The sequence below is a fragment of the Streptomyces sp. NPDC093071 genome (genome assembly GCF_044754545.1).
Classification (GTDB): Bacteria; Actinomycetota; Actinomycetes; order Streptomycetales; family Streptomycetaceae; genus Streptomyces.
On the sequence record NZ_JBIVPH010000007.1, the window covers coordinates 46,680 to 62,942 of the forward strand.

13 protein-coding genes are annotated in these 16,263 nt (G+C 75.2%); 2 read left to right on the top strand and 11 right to left on the bottom strand.

The window, feature by feature from the left end; translation table 11 throughout:
- Positions 1–211: 211 nt before the first annotated feature.
- The 8 genes from ACIQD7_RS24730 to ACIQD7_RS24765 form a co-directional block, all read right to left on the bottom strand.
- A complete protein-coding gene (locus ACIQD7_RS24730) occupies positions 212–988 on the bottom strand; it encodes a VOC family protein (RefSeq protein ID WP_402444592.1) in 777 nt (258 codons plus the stop codon).
- Between the two features lie 204 nt (positions 989–1,192).
- Entirely contained in the window at positions 1,193–3,949 is a 2,757-nt protein-coding gene (locus tag ACIQD7_RS24735) for a fumarate reductase/succinate dehydrogenase flavoprotein subunit (protein WP_402444286.1), read from the bottom strand.
- A gap of 53 nt (positions 3,950–4,002) precedes the next feature.
- Positions 4,003–4,749, bottom strand: a complete 747-nt coding sequence (locus ACIQD7_RS24740; protein WP_402444288.1) for an ABC transporter ATP-binding protein — start codon at positions 4,747–4,749, stop codon at positions 4,003–4,005.
- On the bottom strand, positions 4,746–5,603 hold the full coding sequence (locus ACIQD7_RS24745) for an ABC transporter permease (RefSeq protein WP_402444594.1): 858 nt from the start codon (positions 5,601–5,603) through the stop codon (positions 4,746–4,748). Before ACIQD7_RS24745 ends, ACIQD7_RS24740 begins: the two co-directional genes overlap by 4 nt.
- 53 nt (positions 5,604–5,656) lie before the next feature.
- Positions 5,657–7,015: an ABC transporter substrate-binding protein gene (locus ACIQD7_RS24750; protein WP_402444290.1), complete on the bottom strand. Its 1,359-nt coding sequence runs from the start codon at positions 7,013–7,015 to the stop codon at positions 5,657–5,659.
- Between the two features lie 14 nt (positions 7,016–7,029).
- Entirely contained in the window at positions 7,030–7,257 is a 228-nt protein-coding gene (locus ACIQD7_RS24755; protein WP_030313017.1) for a ferredoxin family protein, read from the bottom strand.
- Between the two features lie 37 nt (positions 7,258–7,294).
- Complete coding sequence (locus ACIQD7_RS24760; RefSeq protein ID WP_402444293.1) at positions 7,295–8,062, bottom strand: GntR family transcriptional regulator; 768 nt, start codon at positions 8,060–8,062, stop codon at positions 7,295–7,297.
- 205 nt (positions 8,063–8,267) lie between these two features.
- Positions 8,268–8,633 carry a hypothetical protein gene (locus ACIQD7_RS24765; RefSeq protein WP_402444295.1) on the bottom strand — a complete coding sequence of 122 codons (366 nt, stop codon included), beginning with the start codon at positions 8,631–8,633 and terminating at the stop codon, positions 8,268–8,270.
- A gap of 195 nt (positions 8,634–8,828) precedes the next feature.
- Here ACIQD7_RS24765 and ACIQD7_RS24770 point away from each other — a divergent pair, with 195 nt between their 5' ends.
- On the top strand, positions 8,829–9,434 hold the full coding sequence (locus ACIQD7_RS24770) for a hypothetical protein (RefSeq protein ID WP_402444296.1): 606 nt from the start codon (positions 8,829–8,831) through the stop codon (positions 9,432–9,434).
- Positions 9,435–9,463: 29 nt separating this feature from the next.
- Here the strand turns inward: ACIQD7_RS24770 and ACIQD7_RS24775 are convergent, their stop codons facing one another.
- The 3 genes from ACIQD7_RS24775 to ACIQD7_RS24785 form a co-directional block, all read right to left on the bottom strand.
- Entirely contained in the window at positions 9,464–10,558 is a 1,095-nt protein-coding gene (locus ACIQD7_RS24775; protein WP_121833385.1) for a glutamate--cysteine ligase, read from the bottom strand.
- 109 nt (positions 10,559–10,667) lie between these two features.
- Complete coding sequence (locus ACIQD7_RS24780) at positions 10,668–12,764, bottom strand: S9 family peptidase (protein ID WP_402444297.1); 2,097 nt, start codon at positions 12,762–12,764, stop codon at positions 10,668–10,670.
- Complete coding sequence (locus ACIQD7_RS24785) at positions 12,737–14,521, bottom strand: N-acetylglutaminylglutamine amidotransferase (RefSeq protein ID WP_402444299.1); 1,785 nt, start codon at positions 14,519–14,521, stop codon at positions 12,737–12,739. Before ACIQD7_RS24785 ends, ACIQD7_RS24780 begins: the two co-directional genes overlap by 28 nt.
- Positions 14,522–14,791: 270 nt before the next feature.
- On the opposite strand from ACIQD7_RS24785, the gene ACIQD7_RS24790 reads away from it, so the two are divergent.
- A complete protein-coding gene (locus tag ACIQD7_RS24790; RefSeq protein ID WP_402444301.1) occupies positions 14,792–16,258 on the top strand; it encodes an aminotransferase class I/II-fold pyridoxal phosphate-dependent enzyme in 1,467 nt (488 codons plus the stop codon).
- Positions 16,259–16,263: the final 5 nt, after the last annotated feature.

The following is a 16,263-nucleotide window of genomic DNA, read 5'->3' on the forward strand; positions in this document are numbered from 1 at the left end:
CCGACCGGGCGGGGCCGTCGCGGGACACGTGGGGACGGACCCCGTGACGGCGCCGCCCGTCCGTCCGGCGGGCCGGTCGCAGAGGCGGCCCGCCGGACGCCGAAGGGCCCCGGTGACCGTGGAGCACACGCTCACCGGGGCCCTCACGGACACCCAGGGCCTCGCGGCCCCCTGGCCCCTCGCCGACACCCAGGGGGTACGCCCCCGGGCCTCAGTCCTCCGCCTCCAGGGTGAACAGCGCCCCGTCCGGGTCCCGTACCACCGCGCGCCGCACCCCGCCGTCCGGCTCGCGCACCCCGCCCCACTCGCCGCCCGGCACCACCGACCCGCCGTGCTCCAGGACCGCCTCCTCCGCCGTCTCCAGATCCGGCACCCGGAAGCGCACGAGCCAGCGCGGCCGCAGCTGCGGCCGGGGGGAGGCGGACTCGACCGGCCCGCTGTTCAGCCGGGCGACCGCCTCGCCGTCGCGCCGCAGGACCACCCGGTCGTCCTCGTACGAGACCTCGCAGGAGCCCGGGACGGCGTCCGCCCACCGGAGCACCCCGCCGTAGAACACGGCCGCGTCGAACGCGTTGCGGGTGTGCAGCTCCACCCAGGCGGGCGCCTTCCGCTCGCCGATCTCCCAGCGCGACACCAGCCGCCCCTCCCAGACCGCGAACGCCGCCCCCTCCGGGTCGGTGGCGAGCGCCGCGCGGCCCCGGGGCGGGAACGCCATCGGACCCACGCCGACGGTGCCGCCGCGCTCACGGATCCGCGCGACCGCCGCGTCGGCGTCGTCGACGGCGAAGAAGACCGTCCAGGCCACCGGCACCTGCATCTCCGCCGCCACGGCCGCGATCCCGGCCACCGGCACCCCGTCCCGCTCGCCCACCGCGTACGCGTCGCCGAGGGCGCCCCGCCGGAACGTCCAGCCCAGCACGGCCCCGTAGAACCGCTCCGCCGTACCGAGATCCCGCGCGGACAGGTTCAGCCAGCACGGTGCTCCCATGGCCTCCACGGTCGTCGGTCCCGCCACCGGGGCCACCTCCTCGTCGTCCTGCGTCCAGAGCGCGTCCGTGTACCAGGGTGCCCCCCGCGTCCGGAGTGTGCCGTGCGCCCCCTTCCCCGTTCCACGAGTCCCCATGCGCGGATTCACCCACGTGCCGCCGATCACCACCCGGTCGAGGGGGAGCGGGCCGACGGCCCGGGAGGCTCAGTGGACCGCGTGCGCCGCCCGGGCCGCGTAGGCGCGGACGTCCGCGTCGGGATCGTCGGCCGCCCCGGCCAGGGCGGCCCGGGCGGACGGGTCGTCCCGGTGGGCGAGGAGCGAGAGGACGGCCGCCTTCCGCACGTCCGCGTTCGGATCCGCGAGCACCGGGGCCAGGGCCGGCACGGCGAGGCCCGCCGGGGCCGCCCGGAGCGCGGTCGCGGCCCCGGCCCGCACCTGCCAGGCGGGCGCGCCGAGCGCGGCGGCGGCCCGCACCGCGTACTCCGGCGGGCAGCCGGTGCCCGCCAGGGCCGCGAAGGCCGCGCCCCCGACCAGCGGATCGGCGTCGTCGAGCAGCGGCGCGAGCGGCCCCGGCCGGGGATCCCGCACGGCCGCGAGACCCCGGGCCACCGCGACCCGCACCTCGCGCGCCGGGTCGGCGGCGGCCCGCGCCAGCTCCGCGACCGCGTCCACCGAGACCAGCGCCCGGACGGCCCCCACCCGCACGTCCACCTCCGCCGCGCCGAGCGCCGCCGCGTACAGCGGGGCGTCCCCGAGCCGCAGCGCCCGCAGCACGTCGAGCGCGGCGGTCCGTACGGCCGGGTCGGGCACGCCGAGGGCCTCCCGCAGACCGTCCCCGAGCGCCGGCTCGGCCGGCAGCACCTCGACCAGCTCGCGCAGGGCCGCCGCCGCGGCGGCCCGCACCCGGGGCGCACCGTCCCGCAGCCGCGCGGCGAGCGCGGGACCCGTCCCGGCCGGAGCGGTCTCCCCGAGGGCGGCGACGGCGGCGGCCCGCACCGCCGGATCGGCGTCGTCCAGATACGGGCCGAGCACGTCCAGACCGGGGGAGTCCTCGACCAGGCCGAGCAGCTCCAGGAGCCGGGGAGAGGCCGTCGTCGCGGGGTCCTCCGGCGCCGGCGCGACGACCGCGTCCGCGACCGGCCGCGCCTCCGCGACCGGCCGCGCCGCCGGGACCGCGTCCCGGGGCCCCGCCGTGGCCACCGGCACGAGCTCCACCTCGCCCAGGTGCCGTTCGGGTCCGCCCGGCGGCGCGAACTCCGGCACCGGCACCAGATACGGCTCCACCGGCCGCGCCGTGAACTCCATCGCCCCCGAAGCCGACTTGCGCAGGTCCAGGTGGTGCAGCCAGCCCTCGTCGTCCCGCTCCGGGTGGTCGAGCCGCTCGTGGTAGAGCCCCCAGCGCGACTCCGTCCGGGCCAGCGAGGCCCGCGCCGCCATCTCCGCGCAGTCCCGGATGAACGACACCTCCGCGCACCGCATCAGCTCGTGGGCCGTGCGCGCCCCCATCCCGGCGATCTCCCCGGACATCCGGTCGAACGCCTCCACCGCCAGGGAGAGCTTCGCACCCGTCTTCGGCGGCGCCACGTAGTCGTTGACGAACCGCCGCAGCTTGTACTCGACCTGCGGCTGCGGAGGACCGGACGGGTTCCGCAGCGGCCGGTAGACCAACTCGTGCGCGTCCGCGATCTGCCGCCGGTCGAGCTCCCCCTCGTACGCCGTGTACCGTGCCGCGTCCTCGCCCGCCAGGTCGCCGAAGACGAACGCGCCGATCATGTAGTTGTGCGGCACGGAGGCCAGGTCCCCGGCCGCGTACAGCCGGGGCACGGTCGTCCGGGCGTGCGCGTCCACCCGTACCCCCGAGGCCGAATGGCCGCCGCACAGGCCGATCTCGGAGATGTGCATCTCGATGTCGTGCGTCCGGTAGTCGTGGCCGCGCCCCTCGTGGAACGTGCCCCGGGTGGGCCGCTCCGTGGTGTGCAGGATCGACTCGACGGCGCCGACGGTCTCCTCCGGCAGATGGCTCAGCTTCAGGTACACCGGCCCCCGGTCCGAGGCGAGTTCGGCCGCGAACTCGGCCATCATCTGCCCCGACCAGTAGTCCGACTCCACGAACCGCTCGCCGTGCCGGTTCACCTGGTACCCGCCGAACGGATTGGCCACGTAGGCGCAGGCCGGACCGTTGTAGTCCTTGATGAGCGGATTGACCTGGAAGCACTCGATCCCGGTGAGCGCCGCCCCCGCGTGGTACGCCATCGCATAGCCGTCGCCCGCGTTCGTCGGGTTCTCGTACGTGCCGTACAGATAGCCCGACGCGGGCAGGCCGAGCCGCCCGCAGGCGCCCGTCGCCAGGATCACGGCCCCCGCCCGCACGATCGTGAACTCGCCCGTACGGGTGTGGAAACCGGCGACGCCGACGGCCCGCCCGTCGTCCGGGTGGGTGAGGACCCGGACCGGCATGACCCGGTTCTCGATCCGGATCCGCTCCCGCATCTCGCGCCGCCGCAGCTGCCGGTAGAGGACCTTCTTGACGTCCTTGCCCTCCGGCATCGGCAGCACGTACGAGCCGGACCGGTGTACCTGCCGGACCGCGTACTCGCCGTGCTCGTCCTTCTCGAACTTCACCCCGTACGACTCCAGGCGCTGGACCATCGCGAAGCCCCGGGTCGCCGTCTGCCGGACCGTGGACTGGTCGACGAGGCCGTCGTTGGCGCGGGTGATCTCGGCTACGTAGTCGTCCGGTTCGGCCCGGCCCGGCACGACCGCGTTGTTGACGCCGTCCATCCCCATGGCGAGGGCGCCGGAGTGCCGGACGTGCGCCTTCTCCAGGAGCAGCACGCTCGCCCCGCGTTCGGCGGCGGTCAGCGCGGCCATCGTGCCGGCGGTCCCGCCGCCGACGACGAGCACGTCGCAGGAGAGTTCGGTCGCGTCGGCGAGGTCGGGGACGGTCAGGGGGGTGTCCACGGGGGATGCCTTTCGAGGTGCTCAGGAGCCGGCGGGGCCGGCCGGAGGAGGCGTCAGAGGGAGTCGAGGACGCGGCGGCGCAGCGCGGCCGTCGCGGGCGCGCGCAGGGCGTCCCGCACGCGCGGATGCGGGACGTCCAGGACCTCGCCGGACGCGAACAGGGCGACCCGGTCGCCGAGGTGGAGCGCCTCGTCCACGTCGTGCGTGACGAAGACGACGGTCGCGCCCGTCCCGCGCAGGATCTCCACCAGGAGGTCCTGCATCCCGGCCCGGGTGTGCGCGTCGAGCGCGCCGAACGGCTCGTCCATCAGGACCGCGCGGGGCCGCCCGGCCAGGGCCCGGGCCAGCTGGACCCGCTGCCGCTGCCCGCCGGACAGCTGGTGCGGCAGCCGGGCGGCGTGCCCGCCGAGCCCGACCCGCTCCAGCCACTCCTCCGCCGAACGGCGCCGCTCGGCCCGGGGGACCCGGCGGATCGCGAGCGGCAGCTCCACGTTGGCGCGGACCGTCCGCCACGGCAGCAGGGCGTCGTGCTGGAAGACGAGCGCCCGGTCGGCGCCGGGCCCGCGCACCGGCTCCCCGTCCTGCGTGACCCGCCCCTCCAGGGGCGGCAGCAGCCCGGCGAGCGTGCGCAGCAGGGTCGTCTTGCCGCAGCCGGAGGGACCGACCACGGTGAGGAGCTCGCCGGGCGCGATCCGCAGCCCCACGGGACCGGACACGGCGGACCCGTCCGGATGCCCCAACCGCACGTCGTGCAGGGCGAGTTCCGCGCCCGTGGCGCCGGCCGTGCTCGTGGCGCTCATGGCACCGGCTCCTTCTCGGGCAGGGGTACGGAACGGGAGGGCGTACGGGCGGGGGCGGCGGGAGCCGGGACGCCCGCCGTCCGGCCGGGTCCGGGCCCGCCCCGCTCGGCCGGGCGCGGCAGCCAGGCGGTGACCCGGCGGCCGAGCGTCTCCACGGCGGTGGAGGTGAGCCACCCCAGCGCGCCGATGGTGGCCATGCCGACGAAGACCCCCGGGTAGTCGACGACCGTGTAGTCCTGCCAGGTGCGGTAGCCCACCCCGTACTCGCCGGAGATCATCTCCGCCGAGATCACACAGATCCACGAGACGCCGATCCCCACGGACAGACCGCCGAAGATCCCCGGCAGGGCGCCCGGCAGGACCACCGAGAACAGCACCCGGGCCCGGCTGCCGCCCAGGGTCAGCACGGCCTCCTCCCACACCGGGCTCAGGGCCCGCACCGCGTGCCGGGTCGACACCAGGACCGGGAAGAGGGCGGCGGCGCAGGTGATGAAGACGATGCCCTGCTCGTTGGTGGGCAGCAGCAGGATCGCCACCGGCACCAGGGCGATGGCCGGGACCGGCCGCACCGCCTCCACCAGCGGGCCCAGGACGTCGGCGGCCCACCGGGACCGGGCCACCGCCGTCCCGGCCGCCACTCCGAGGACGGCCGCGAGCAGGAAGCCGACCGCGATCCGGCGCAGACTGTGCCCGAGGTCCTGCCAGTACGCCCCGGTGCCGACCCGGTCGGCGAACGCGGAGGCGACCTCCACGACCGTGGGGAACTGCTCGAACCGCAGCCACAGGTTGACGTCCAGGGAGGTCAGCAGCTGCCACAGGCCGAGGGCCGCGAGCGGCGAGGCGATCCGGACCAGACGGCGGACCGCGGGCGACGGGCCCGTGCGCGCGGACGCGGTCCTTCCCGCGCTCACGACGCCGACCTCACGGCCTGCGCGTACCCGACGATCCGGGCGCCGGCGTGCCCGGCGACGTACCGCTCCGCGCCCGCCCGGGTCACGAAGGCGCGCCACTCGCGGCCGTCCCGCACCCACACGGCCCGGTCCGCGAACCAGGGCGTCCCGGTCACCGCGTCCGGCACGTACGCGGCCCGCACCCGGTCCGCCCCGGCCTCCGCGACCGCCTTCAGGAGCCCGCCGGGAGTATCGAACGTACGGGTCGAGCCCTGCCCCTTCAGCCACAGCTCCGGCTTCGCGGCGGCGGCCTCCGGGTAGGCGGCGGCCGGCACCGCCCGCTCCAGCGGGGCCGCGTCGACGAAGGCGTCCACGTCGACCTCCTCCACCAGGCCGGCCGCCGCCAGGACCGGCACGTCCTCCTTGAGCGCCGCGACCAGCTCGGGGCGGAGCGCCGGGTCGAAGGTGGCGATGCCCCGGGCGCCGTTGTAGAGGTAGACCACCTCGGCGGGCAGCCCGGTCTCCTTCGCCACCGACTCGGCGGACGCGACCGGCCGGGCGCGCAGCTCGTCCGTGGCCCGCCGCTGCGCCCGCAGGAACGCGTCGAGCACCACCGGCCGCTCCTTCGCGAACCTCTCGCGCACGGTGACGCCGTGGAAGGTCGGCAGGTCCAGCTCGGCCCCGTCGTACAGCGCCGTCGCCCGGCCCTGGAAGGCGAGCAGACCGGGCCAGGCGACGAACTGGGACAGCGCGTCGACGCTGCCCGCCGCCAGGGCCGAAGCGCCCACGCTCGGCTGCTGGTTGAGCTTCCGGACGTCCTTCGCCGGGTCGAGGCCGGCCCGCTGGAGCGCCCGGACCAGGGTGCCGTCGGCGGCCGAACCGACGCTGGTGGACACCTTGCGGCCCTTCAGGTCCGTCAGCGACCGCAGCGGCGAACCGGGCGCGGTCACCACGGTGTTGAGACCGCCCCGCAGGTTGTAGCCGGTCACCGACACCAGCCGCGTCGGCTGCTTGAGCTGCTTGCCGCGCGCCGCGTTGAGGAGCAGCGGGAAGTCGCCCATCGAACCGATGTCGATCTTCCCCGCCGTCATCTGCGCGGTGATCGGGGCCCCGGTCGCGTAGTCCTGCCAGTTCACCCGGTAGGCGACGCCGTCCTTCCGGCCCTGCGCCGCGAGTTCCTCCTCGAAGTAGCCGAGGGAGCGCAGCAGGGTGCCGGCGGTGACGGTGTTGATGGTCTTCGACTGGTAACCGACGGTCACCGTCACCGACTTCGCCCCGGCCCCGTCGTCGGCGCCGGACCCGCAGGCGGTGGCGAGGGGCAGCAGGAGGAGGGCGAGGGGGAGGGCGAGTCTCTTCGTGGACAGGGGCGTGGGCATGGGGGTTCGGCCTTTCACCGGAGCAGGTAGGGCATGTTGACGGTGACCGCGCCGGTGGGGCAGCGCGCCGCGCACGGGCCGCAGTACCAGCACTCGTCGACGTGCATGTACGCCTTGCCGTCCTCCTCGCGGATCGCGAGCGAGTCGAGCGGACACATGTCGACGCAGAGCGTGCAGCCGTCGATGCACTTCGACTCGTCGATGGTCACGGGCACGTCGGCGCGCTGGGGGACCAGGGGCATGGCTGTCTCCAGGGAACGGCTGGTGTGTCGTCAGGACTCAGAGGGCGCGGCGCAGGACGCCGCTCATGGTGATGCGGTCGCCGCGGAAGCGGATGAACTCCAGGTCCACCGGCCGCCCGTCGGGCAGACGGGTCAGCCGCTCCAGCATCAGGACGGCCGCCCCGCGCGGGGCCTGGAGCACGGCGGCGGAATGCGCGTCGGCGTTGACGGCCTCCAGGGTGATCTCCGCGTGCCCGAGCGGGGACCCGGTCAGCTGCTCCAGGAGCCGGAAGACGTCCGTGTTCTCCAGGTCGCAGTCGAGCAGCGCGGCCCCGACGTCCATCGGCAGGTAGGACAGGTCCAGGGAGAGCGGCAGCCCGTTGAGCCGTCGCAGCCGCTCGATGCACAGCACGTCGGAGTGCTCGGGAAGCCCGAGCCGGTGGGCCACCGGTCCCGGCGCCCCGACCGGCCCCACGGTCCGCACCTCGTTGGTGACCCTCCCGTGCTCGTGCAGGGTCTCGGCGAGCCCCTGGAGCCGGTCCAGGCCGTGCGGGTACTTCTCGCAGACCACCACCGTGCCGACCCCCGGCTGCCGGTCGACCAGCTGCTCGCCGCGCAGCAGGTCCAGGGCCTGCCGCACGGTGTTCCGGCTGGCCCGGTAGTCGGCCGCGATGACGTCCTCCAGGGGCAGGACCCCACCGGGGAAGCCGCCCGCCAGGATCTGGTGGCGCAGCAGGTCGGCGAGCTGCCGCGCCCGGTCCGCCCGGAGGCGCCGACGGCGGGCGGCGGCGACGGGGCGGGCGGCGGGAGCGGGTTCGGCGGGCATGACACGGAACGTAGCGGCGGACCGGCCGCCGTGGTGTTGCCGCAGTATTGCGCCACCTGACACACCCTCCGTACCCCTCTGACCAGCGGATACGTCGGAGGGGTGGGGAGTTCCCCCACCCGGCCGTCCACGTGGTGGGCGGCCGGACGCCCACGATGCGGATCCGGATCGGCGTCCGGGCCGGGCCGCGTGCGCGAGCCCGCCGTCAACGACCGGGCGGGGGCGGCGGTACCGGTCGGACCGGCGCGAGGACCTCGGCGAGGCCCACCGCCGGGCAGCCGAAGCATTCCGCGAGGGCGTGCCGCTGCCGTTCCGTCAGCGGGTTCAGGAGGACCACCGCGTCGGCCCCCGTCCGCTCGCGGATCTCCGCCACCTCACGGACCTTCCCGCCGCTCAGGAGCGTTCGGGGGGAGAGCGGCAGGGCCGTCTTCGCCACCCCGCCCCGGGAGACGCCACGACGCTGCACGGCCCGTGCCACGACCCGGGCACCACGGGCCGCCAGTTCGGCGGCGGCCGCGTCCATCAGGGCGGCGAAGTCCCGCTGTCCGGCGGGGGAGTACCCGACGAGCACGACGTCGGCCCCCGCGACGGCGAAGGGCCGGCCGGGCGGGGGGCCGCCCGTCGTCCGCCGTCGGGGAGCGGGGCGCCTGTCACGTCCGCGTCGCCGGTGCACGGGCCCACGGCAGGACGACCGCGCCCCGCGCCGACACGTGTTTTCCCCGGGGGCCCGTCGCCCGGGTCCGGCGCCGCCGTGCAGGATGGGGCCGTGACCGGATACCGGAATCCGCTGCCGACGGCCCGCCGAGTGGTCGAGGACGTCGGGGAGAAGGCGGAAGAACTCTTCACGGGGGTGTGGGAGCAGCGGAACCGGCGCAACGTGCCCGGGCCGTTCTACGCCGCCGAGACCGACAGCCTGGCCCTCGGGCGCAGGGAGGCTCCGGACCACATCGCCTACGACGACGACCTGGGCGGCGGCTTCGGCTTCGAGTTCGTCTACCGCCAGCCGGTCGACGCGTACCAGACCGAGAACCTGGTCCACGGCTGCCGGCTGGAGCTGTACCGGGGCTACAACTGGGACGGCGACGACCACTGGACGGTGGAGGCGGTCCGTGACCGGTGGCGGGACCGGGGCCGCGTCCGGGAGTGGGCCGTCGCCATCGCCGCCGACTGGGGAGCGGACGCCCACCCCCACTGGGGGTTCAACGCCGACCCGGCCTACCTCCCGCACTACCACGACGCGGCCCGGGGGCACCGGGACTTCGTCGCCCACATCGACGACGGGCTGGAGGACTACCTGCGCGGCTACCTCTTCTGGCTCGAACAGCGCCGCGAACCGCGCGACGGCGAAGCCCTTCCCCTCCTCCGGGGATGAGCCGGAGGAGGGGAAGGGCTTCGCCGTGATCAGGGAGCGACCGTCTCCGTGGTGATCAGTTTGACCAGGTCCGGCAGGCCGCCCTCGGCCAGGGCGCGGCGCTGGCGGTCCGCCGAGGTGCCCTCCTGGAGCAGCCGGTGCAGCAGGGAGGACACCTCGCGGGTGTCGCCGGACTCGTCCAGGGCGGGCCTGATGTGGTCGAGCAGCGAGCACAGCACGTCGCCCGCCCGGCGCGACCGCCCTTCCGGGTCGACCAGGAGGCCGCTCAGACCGTGCCGGGCGGCGTGCCAGTTGGACGCCTGGAGGAGTTCGGACGAGCAGTCGGGGAGCGGGACCCCGGCCTTCTCCTCGTCGATCGCGGTGGCGACCAGCGCGCGGACGATCCCGGCGAACATGACCGCCTCGTCGGCGCGCAGCTGGACGTCGGCGCACCGCACCTCGACCGTGGGGTACCGGTCGGAGAGGCGGGCCTGCCAGTACAGCTGGCCGGTGTCGGTGATGATGCCGGTGTCGAGGAGCGCCTGGACGCGCTCCTCGTGGTCCGCGAGCGAGGTGAAGCGCGGCGGTGGGCCGCTGACCGGCCACCGGCCGAAGATCACCGTCCGCCAGCTCGCGAACCCGGTGTCGCCGCCGTCCCACAGGGGCGAGTTCGCGGACATGGCCACCAGGACCGGCAGCCAGACCCGGATGCGGCTCAGGACGGCGACGCCCATCTCCCGGTCCGGCACGGCAGCGTGCACGTGCATCCCGTTGACCAACTGCTCGGCCACGAGCTGCGGGGCCTGGGAGGACATCGCGAGGTAGCGGGCCTTCCGGGTGACCGGCACGGGCGCCGTCTCCCGATAGGGGGCCGTCGCGCAGGCGGCGAGCAGACAGCCGTGCTTCTCCGCCGCCATGCCGAGCGCGTGCCGCAGGCGCAGCAGGTGGCCGCCGACCTCCTCCAGGTCGGTGCAGACGGGCGTGGCGACCTCCACCTGGGCCTGGAGCAGCTCCGACTGGACCTCGGAGCCCTCGACGATCGGTTGCAGTCCGGCGGACGCCCGCACCTGGTCACCGAGCGGCACCGGAAGGCATGTGTCCGGATCGAGCAGCAGGTACTCTTCCTCGACCCCAATAGTGATCATGTCCTCCGACTACCCCCGATCGGCGGCGGAAATCGGTCCTGCGCTCACCGCTTTCCGCAGGTCACACGCGTGCGACCGCCCGATCGCGGACGGTGAGGGAACGCGCCGCTCAGCGGCCCAGGTGCCGCTGCATCCAGTCGGCGGCGGCCCGGCGGAACAGCCGCCGGTTGTCCGCCCGCCGGAACTCGTGCCCCTCGTCGCGCAGCGTGAGCATCTCCGCCGGGAGGCCCCGCTCCCGCGCGGCCCGCACCATCTGCTCCGACTCGCCCGGCGGCACGTTCGTGTCGTGCTCGCCGTGCACCGCGAGCAGTGGGACCCGCAGCTCGTCGACCCGGCTCATCGGGGACAGCGCGCGCAGCAGCTCCCGGTCGCGCACCGGATGGCCGTACTTGTGCGCCGCCGACTCGGCGATCCACGGCTCCGTCCCCGCGAAGAACGTCGCGAGGTCCGACATCCCGCACACCGCGACCCCGGTGCGGAACAGCTCCGGGTGCCACACGAGGGACGCCATCGTCAGATAGCCGCCGTACGAGCGCCCCATCACCGCGAGGCGCGTCGGATCGGCCAGGCCGTCCAGGACCACGTGCGCCGCGCAGTCGGCCACGTCGTCGATCGCCGCGAACCGCCCCGTACCGAGGTCGGCGTCCACGAACGACCTGCCCCAGCCGGACGAGCCGCGCACGTCGGGCGCGAAGACGTCCAGGCCCCGGCCGAGCAGCTCGTGGTAGAGCGGGTCGAACACGGGCCGCTCCTGCTCCTCCGGCCCGCCGTGCAGATGGATCACGCACGGGGCCGGTCGTCCGGCGTCGCGCCCGGGCGCCCGGTAGTACCAGCCGCCCAGGTGCAGCCCGTCGCGGGCCACCGGCCGCAGCGGTACGGGCCGCACGGGCGGCCGGCCCGGAGGCACGGCGTCCTCGTCCCGCGACGACCAGGGCGTGCGCGCCGACAGCGCGCCCGGGGACGCCCACCACACGCCGGGGCGGCGCTGCGAGCCCGACAGGGAGAGGACCATGCCGCCGCCCGGCCCGGCCCGGGTGATCCGGGTGACCACCTCGTGCGGCAGCGGCACCTCCCGGGGCCGGGCCGCCGTGGCCAGGCTCAGGGTCTCCAGCTCGCTCGCGCCCCGCACGTTCCACGCGAGCGCGGCCGTGCGCCCGTCCTCGGCGAACGCGAGGAGTTCCAGGTCGCTGCCCTCCCGCTCGGCCACCACGGACAGGCCGACGCGCCCGCCGTCCTCGTCGAGGGACGCCGCGAGGAGCGCCGCGAACTGCCGCTCGTGGTCGCTGCGCAGCCACAGGGTGCGGCCGTCCCCCGAGAACCGGCCGATCCACGGGTCCCCGTCGCCGACCCGCAGGACGGACCGGGCCGCGAGGTCGGCGGTGCGCACCACCACCGCCTCCCGTCGGCCGCGCGGACCCCGGCGCACCAGGGCGAACCGGCCGTCCTCGCCGACGTCGCACACCCGCAGCGTCGCGGCCCCCGACTCGGCGGCGACGAGCACGGGCGACCCGAGCCCGTCGGGATCGACCAGATACGCGGTGAGCCGGTCCGGTGCCCCGCCGTCCGGCCCGCTCCCGCTGCCGTCCGGCCGTACGTCCTCCCCGAGGCCCGGGCCCACCTCGCCGTGCCCGGCGCCTCCCAGCAGCGTGGCCGGGCCGTCGCGCTCCGCCCAGCCCGGGGGCAGGTCCGTGAACGCCGTCCCGGGGTCCGGGACGGCCGGCTCCCGGCGCAGGGCGAGGCCCGCCGGGGGCGGCGGCTCGGCCACCGTGACCGCCACGGCCGAGCCGTCGCGCGTCCAGCAGCCCAGGTACGCGGAGCTGCCCGCGTCCGCGCCCGCCACGATCCGGCGGCCGGTGCCGTCCGGCCGTACGCACAGGACGCGGGTGTGCTCGCCGCCCCCGGGCGCGACCGTGTAGGCGATCCACCGCCCGTCGGGGGACCAGGCCACCTCCGTGACCGGATCGGGGTCCGCGTCGAGGAGGTGGATCTCCGGGCCGTTCACCGCCCCGGTCCACAGCTGGGGGACGCCCGTCCGGTCGCAGATGAACGCCACCCACTCGCCCGTGGGGTCCACGGACGGGTACCAGCAGCCGTGCGCGACCAGCGGCCGGGGCGTGTCGCGGGCCCCGGCCGCGTCGGCCAGCGGCACCGGTACGGGCGCCGCCGACATCGGTCCGCTCACTCGATCCCGTGCGTCTGCAGCCATATCTCCAGCAACGCTACGTGCCACAGGGCGTTCGCTCCTCGCTTCGTCCGGTGGTGGTCGGGGGCGGAGAGCAGCTCGGCGACGTACTCGTCCCGGAAGACGCCCCGCGCGCGTGCCTCCGGCGCCGACAGCGCCTGACGCACCCGTTCGAGGACGGGTCCCGCCATGTGGCGGATCGCCGGCACCGGGAAGTACCCCTTGGGCCGGTCCACGACCTCGCGCGGCAGCAGCTTGCGGCCCGCGTCCTTCAGGACGCCCTTGCCGCCCTGGGCCAGCTTCAGCTCCGGCGGGCAGGCCGCCGCCAGCTCGACCAGCTCGTGGTCCAGGAACGGCACCCGGGCCTCCAGGCCCCAGTCCATGGTCATGTTGTCCACGCGCTTGACCGGGTCGTCGACGAGCATGACGTGGGTGTCGAGCCGCAGCGCCGCGTCGAGCGCGGTCTCGGCCCCCGGCGCCGCCATGTGCTCGTGGACGAACAGGCCGGACTCGTCGCGGCCGGTCAGCAGGTGCGGCTGGAGGATCCGGGCGAAGTCGGCGTGCGGGCGGTCGAAGTACACCTCCGCGTACCGCTCCGGCTCCCCCTCGCGCGGCACGGAGGCCAGGTCCGGGTACCAGCGGTAGCCGGCGAACACCTCGTCGGCGCCCTGCCCGCTCTGGACGACGCTCACCTCCTTGGAGACCAGCTCCGACAGCAGGTGGAACGCGACCACGTCATGGCTGATCATCGGCTCGCTCATGGCCAGGACCGCGCTGTCCAGGGCGGTCGAGACGCGGTCCGATGGGACCATCAGCTGGTGGTGCGCGGTGTCGTAGCGGCGGGCGACCAGGTCCGAATAGTAGAACTCGTCGCCCTCCTCGCCGCCCTCCGCCTCGAAGCCCACGCTGAACGTGGCCAGGTCCTTCTGGCCCTCCTCGGCGAGGAGCCCGACGATCAGGGACGAGTCGAGGCCGCCGGAGAGCAGCACGCCGACCGGCACGTCGGCGACCATCCGGCGGCGCACCGCCGTCCGCAGCGCGTCCAGGACCGCGTCGCGCCAGTCGCCCGCGTCCATGCCCGCGTGCTCGGCGCGGCGGGTGTACGACGGCTGCCAGTAGACCCGGTCGCGGTACGAGCCGTCCGGCTCCACCACGCGCACCGTGGCGGGCGGCAGCTTCCGCACCCCGTTGAGGACGGTCCGCGGGGCCGCCACCGTGGCGTGCCAGCTCAGGTACTGGTGCAGGGCCACCGGGTCCAGGGACGTGTCCACGCCGCCGCCCGCGAGCAGCGCGGGCAGGGTGGAGGCGAAGCGCAGCCGGCCGGGCGCGTGGGACAGGTACAGCGGCTTGATGCCCAGCCGGTCGCGGCCGAGCACGACCCGGCCGGTGTCGTTCTCCACGATGACGAAGGCGAACATGCCCTTGAAGCGGTCGACGCAGTCGACGCCCCACTGGTGGTACGCCTTGAGGACCACCTCGGTGTCGGAGGTGGAGAAGAACCGGTGTCCCAGGGTCTCCAGCTCCCGCCGGAGCTCCTGGTAGTTGTACACGCAGCCGTTGAACACGCCCGTCAGCCGGGCCTCGGCGTCCGCCATCGGCTGGGCGCCGCGCTCGGACAGGTCGATGATCTTGAGGCGGCGGTGCCCCAGGGCCACCGGGCCCTGCGACCAGATGCCCCGGCCGTCGGGGCCACGGGCCGCCAGATGGTCGGTCATGCGCTCCACCGCGGCCACGTCGGGCCGGCGGTCGTCGAAACGTATCTCACCGCTCAGACCGCACATGTCGCACCCGTCCGCCGTGCCCCCGCCGCCCCCGGCGCGTCCGGGGCCTCGCAGCCCTCCTCGACCTCATGTGCATCACTCACTGCAGACTCCTCCAAGACAGGGAGCAGGTGCCCGTGCACCCCTCGGTACGGGGCGCGCGGCGACCCGCTCCGTATCGCGAGTGCCCGGCCGACCGGGGATCATGCCTTCCGAAGAGTCATGGTGCGGACACCCTCCGTCCACGCCACCTGGGGTTTTTGTCCTTTTCCCCGGGGCAGTCGAAGCAGCATGGACCACTCACAAGCACCCGTGCTCGACGCCCTGGCCGCGTACCACGCGGAGAACCAGACCCCCTTCACCCCGCCCGGCCACAAGCAGGGACGCGGCGCGGACGCCCGTGTGCGCGCGGTCCTCGGGGACGCCGTCTTCCGGTCCGACGTGCTGGCCACCAGCGGTCTCGACGACCGCAGGTCGTCCAAGGGCGTCCTGGCGAAGGCGCAGGAGCTGATGGCCGACGCGGTCGGCGCGGAGCACACCTTCTTCTCGACCTGCGGCAGCTCGCTCTCCGTCAAGGCCGCCATGCTGTCCGTCGCCGGCCCCCACGAGAAGCTGCTCGTGGGACGGGACGCCCACAAGTCCGTGGTGTCCGGCCTCGTGCTCGCCGGGATCGTGCCGGTCTGGGTGGACCCCCAGTGGGACGCCGAACTCCACCTCGCGCACCCGCCGTCCGCCGACGCCTTCCGCGCCGCCTTCGCCGAGCACCCGGACGCCCGGGGCGCCCTGGTCACGACGCCGACCCCGTACGGCACCTGCTCCGACCTGGCCGCCATCGCCGACGTCTGCCACGAGCACGGCGTGCCGCTCGTCGTCGACGAGGCCTGGGGCGCCCACCTGCCGTTCCACCCGGACCTGCCGACCTGGGCCATGGACGCCGGCGCGGACATCTGCGTCACCTCCGTCCACAAGATGGGCTCCGGCCTCGAACAGGGCTCGGTCTTCCACCTCCAGGGCGACCTGATCGAGCCCGAGGTCCTCAAGAACCGCGAGGACCTCCTCGGCACCACCAGCCCCTCCGTCCTCGTCTACGCGGCCCTCGACGGCTGGCGCCGTCAGATGGCCCAGCACGGCCACGCCCTCTACGACGACGCGCTCTCCCTGGCCAAGACGGTCCGGACGCGGATCGACGGCATCGCGGGCCTGCGCGTCCACGGCCGCGACGACTTCTGCGGACCCGGCCGCGCCGCCGACCTCGACCCCCTCCAGGTCATCGTCGACATCACCGGCCTCGACACCACCGGCTACCGCGTCGCCGACTGGATCCGCGAGCGCCACCACGTCAACCTGCACCTGTCCGACCACCGCCGCACCAGCGCCCAGCTCACCCACGCGGACGACATCCACAGCGCCCAGCTCCTGCTCGACGCCCTGCGCGACGCGGCCGCGCACGCCGACGAACTGCGCCCCGCGCCCCGGGTGGAGGTCCCCGACCCGGCCGATCTGCGCCTGGAGCAGGCGATCCTCCCGCGCGACGCCTTCTTCGGGCGGACCGAACAGGTGCCCCTGGAGAAGGCCGTCGGCCGGGTGGCCGCCGAGATGCTCACGCCCTACCCGCCCGGCATCCCCGCCGCCCTGCCCGGCGAGCGGCTCAACGCCGAGGTCCTGCGGTACCTGCGCAGCGGCGTCGAGGCCGGGATGGTCGTGCCGGACGCGGCCGACCCGGAGGTCAAGGCCGTACGCGTGACCGTCGAGGACTGACCGCC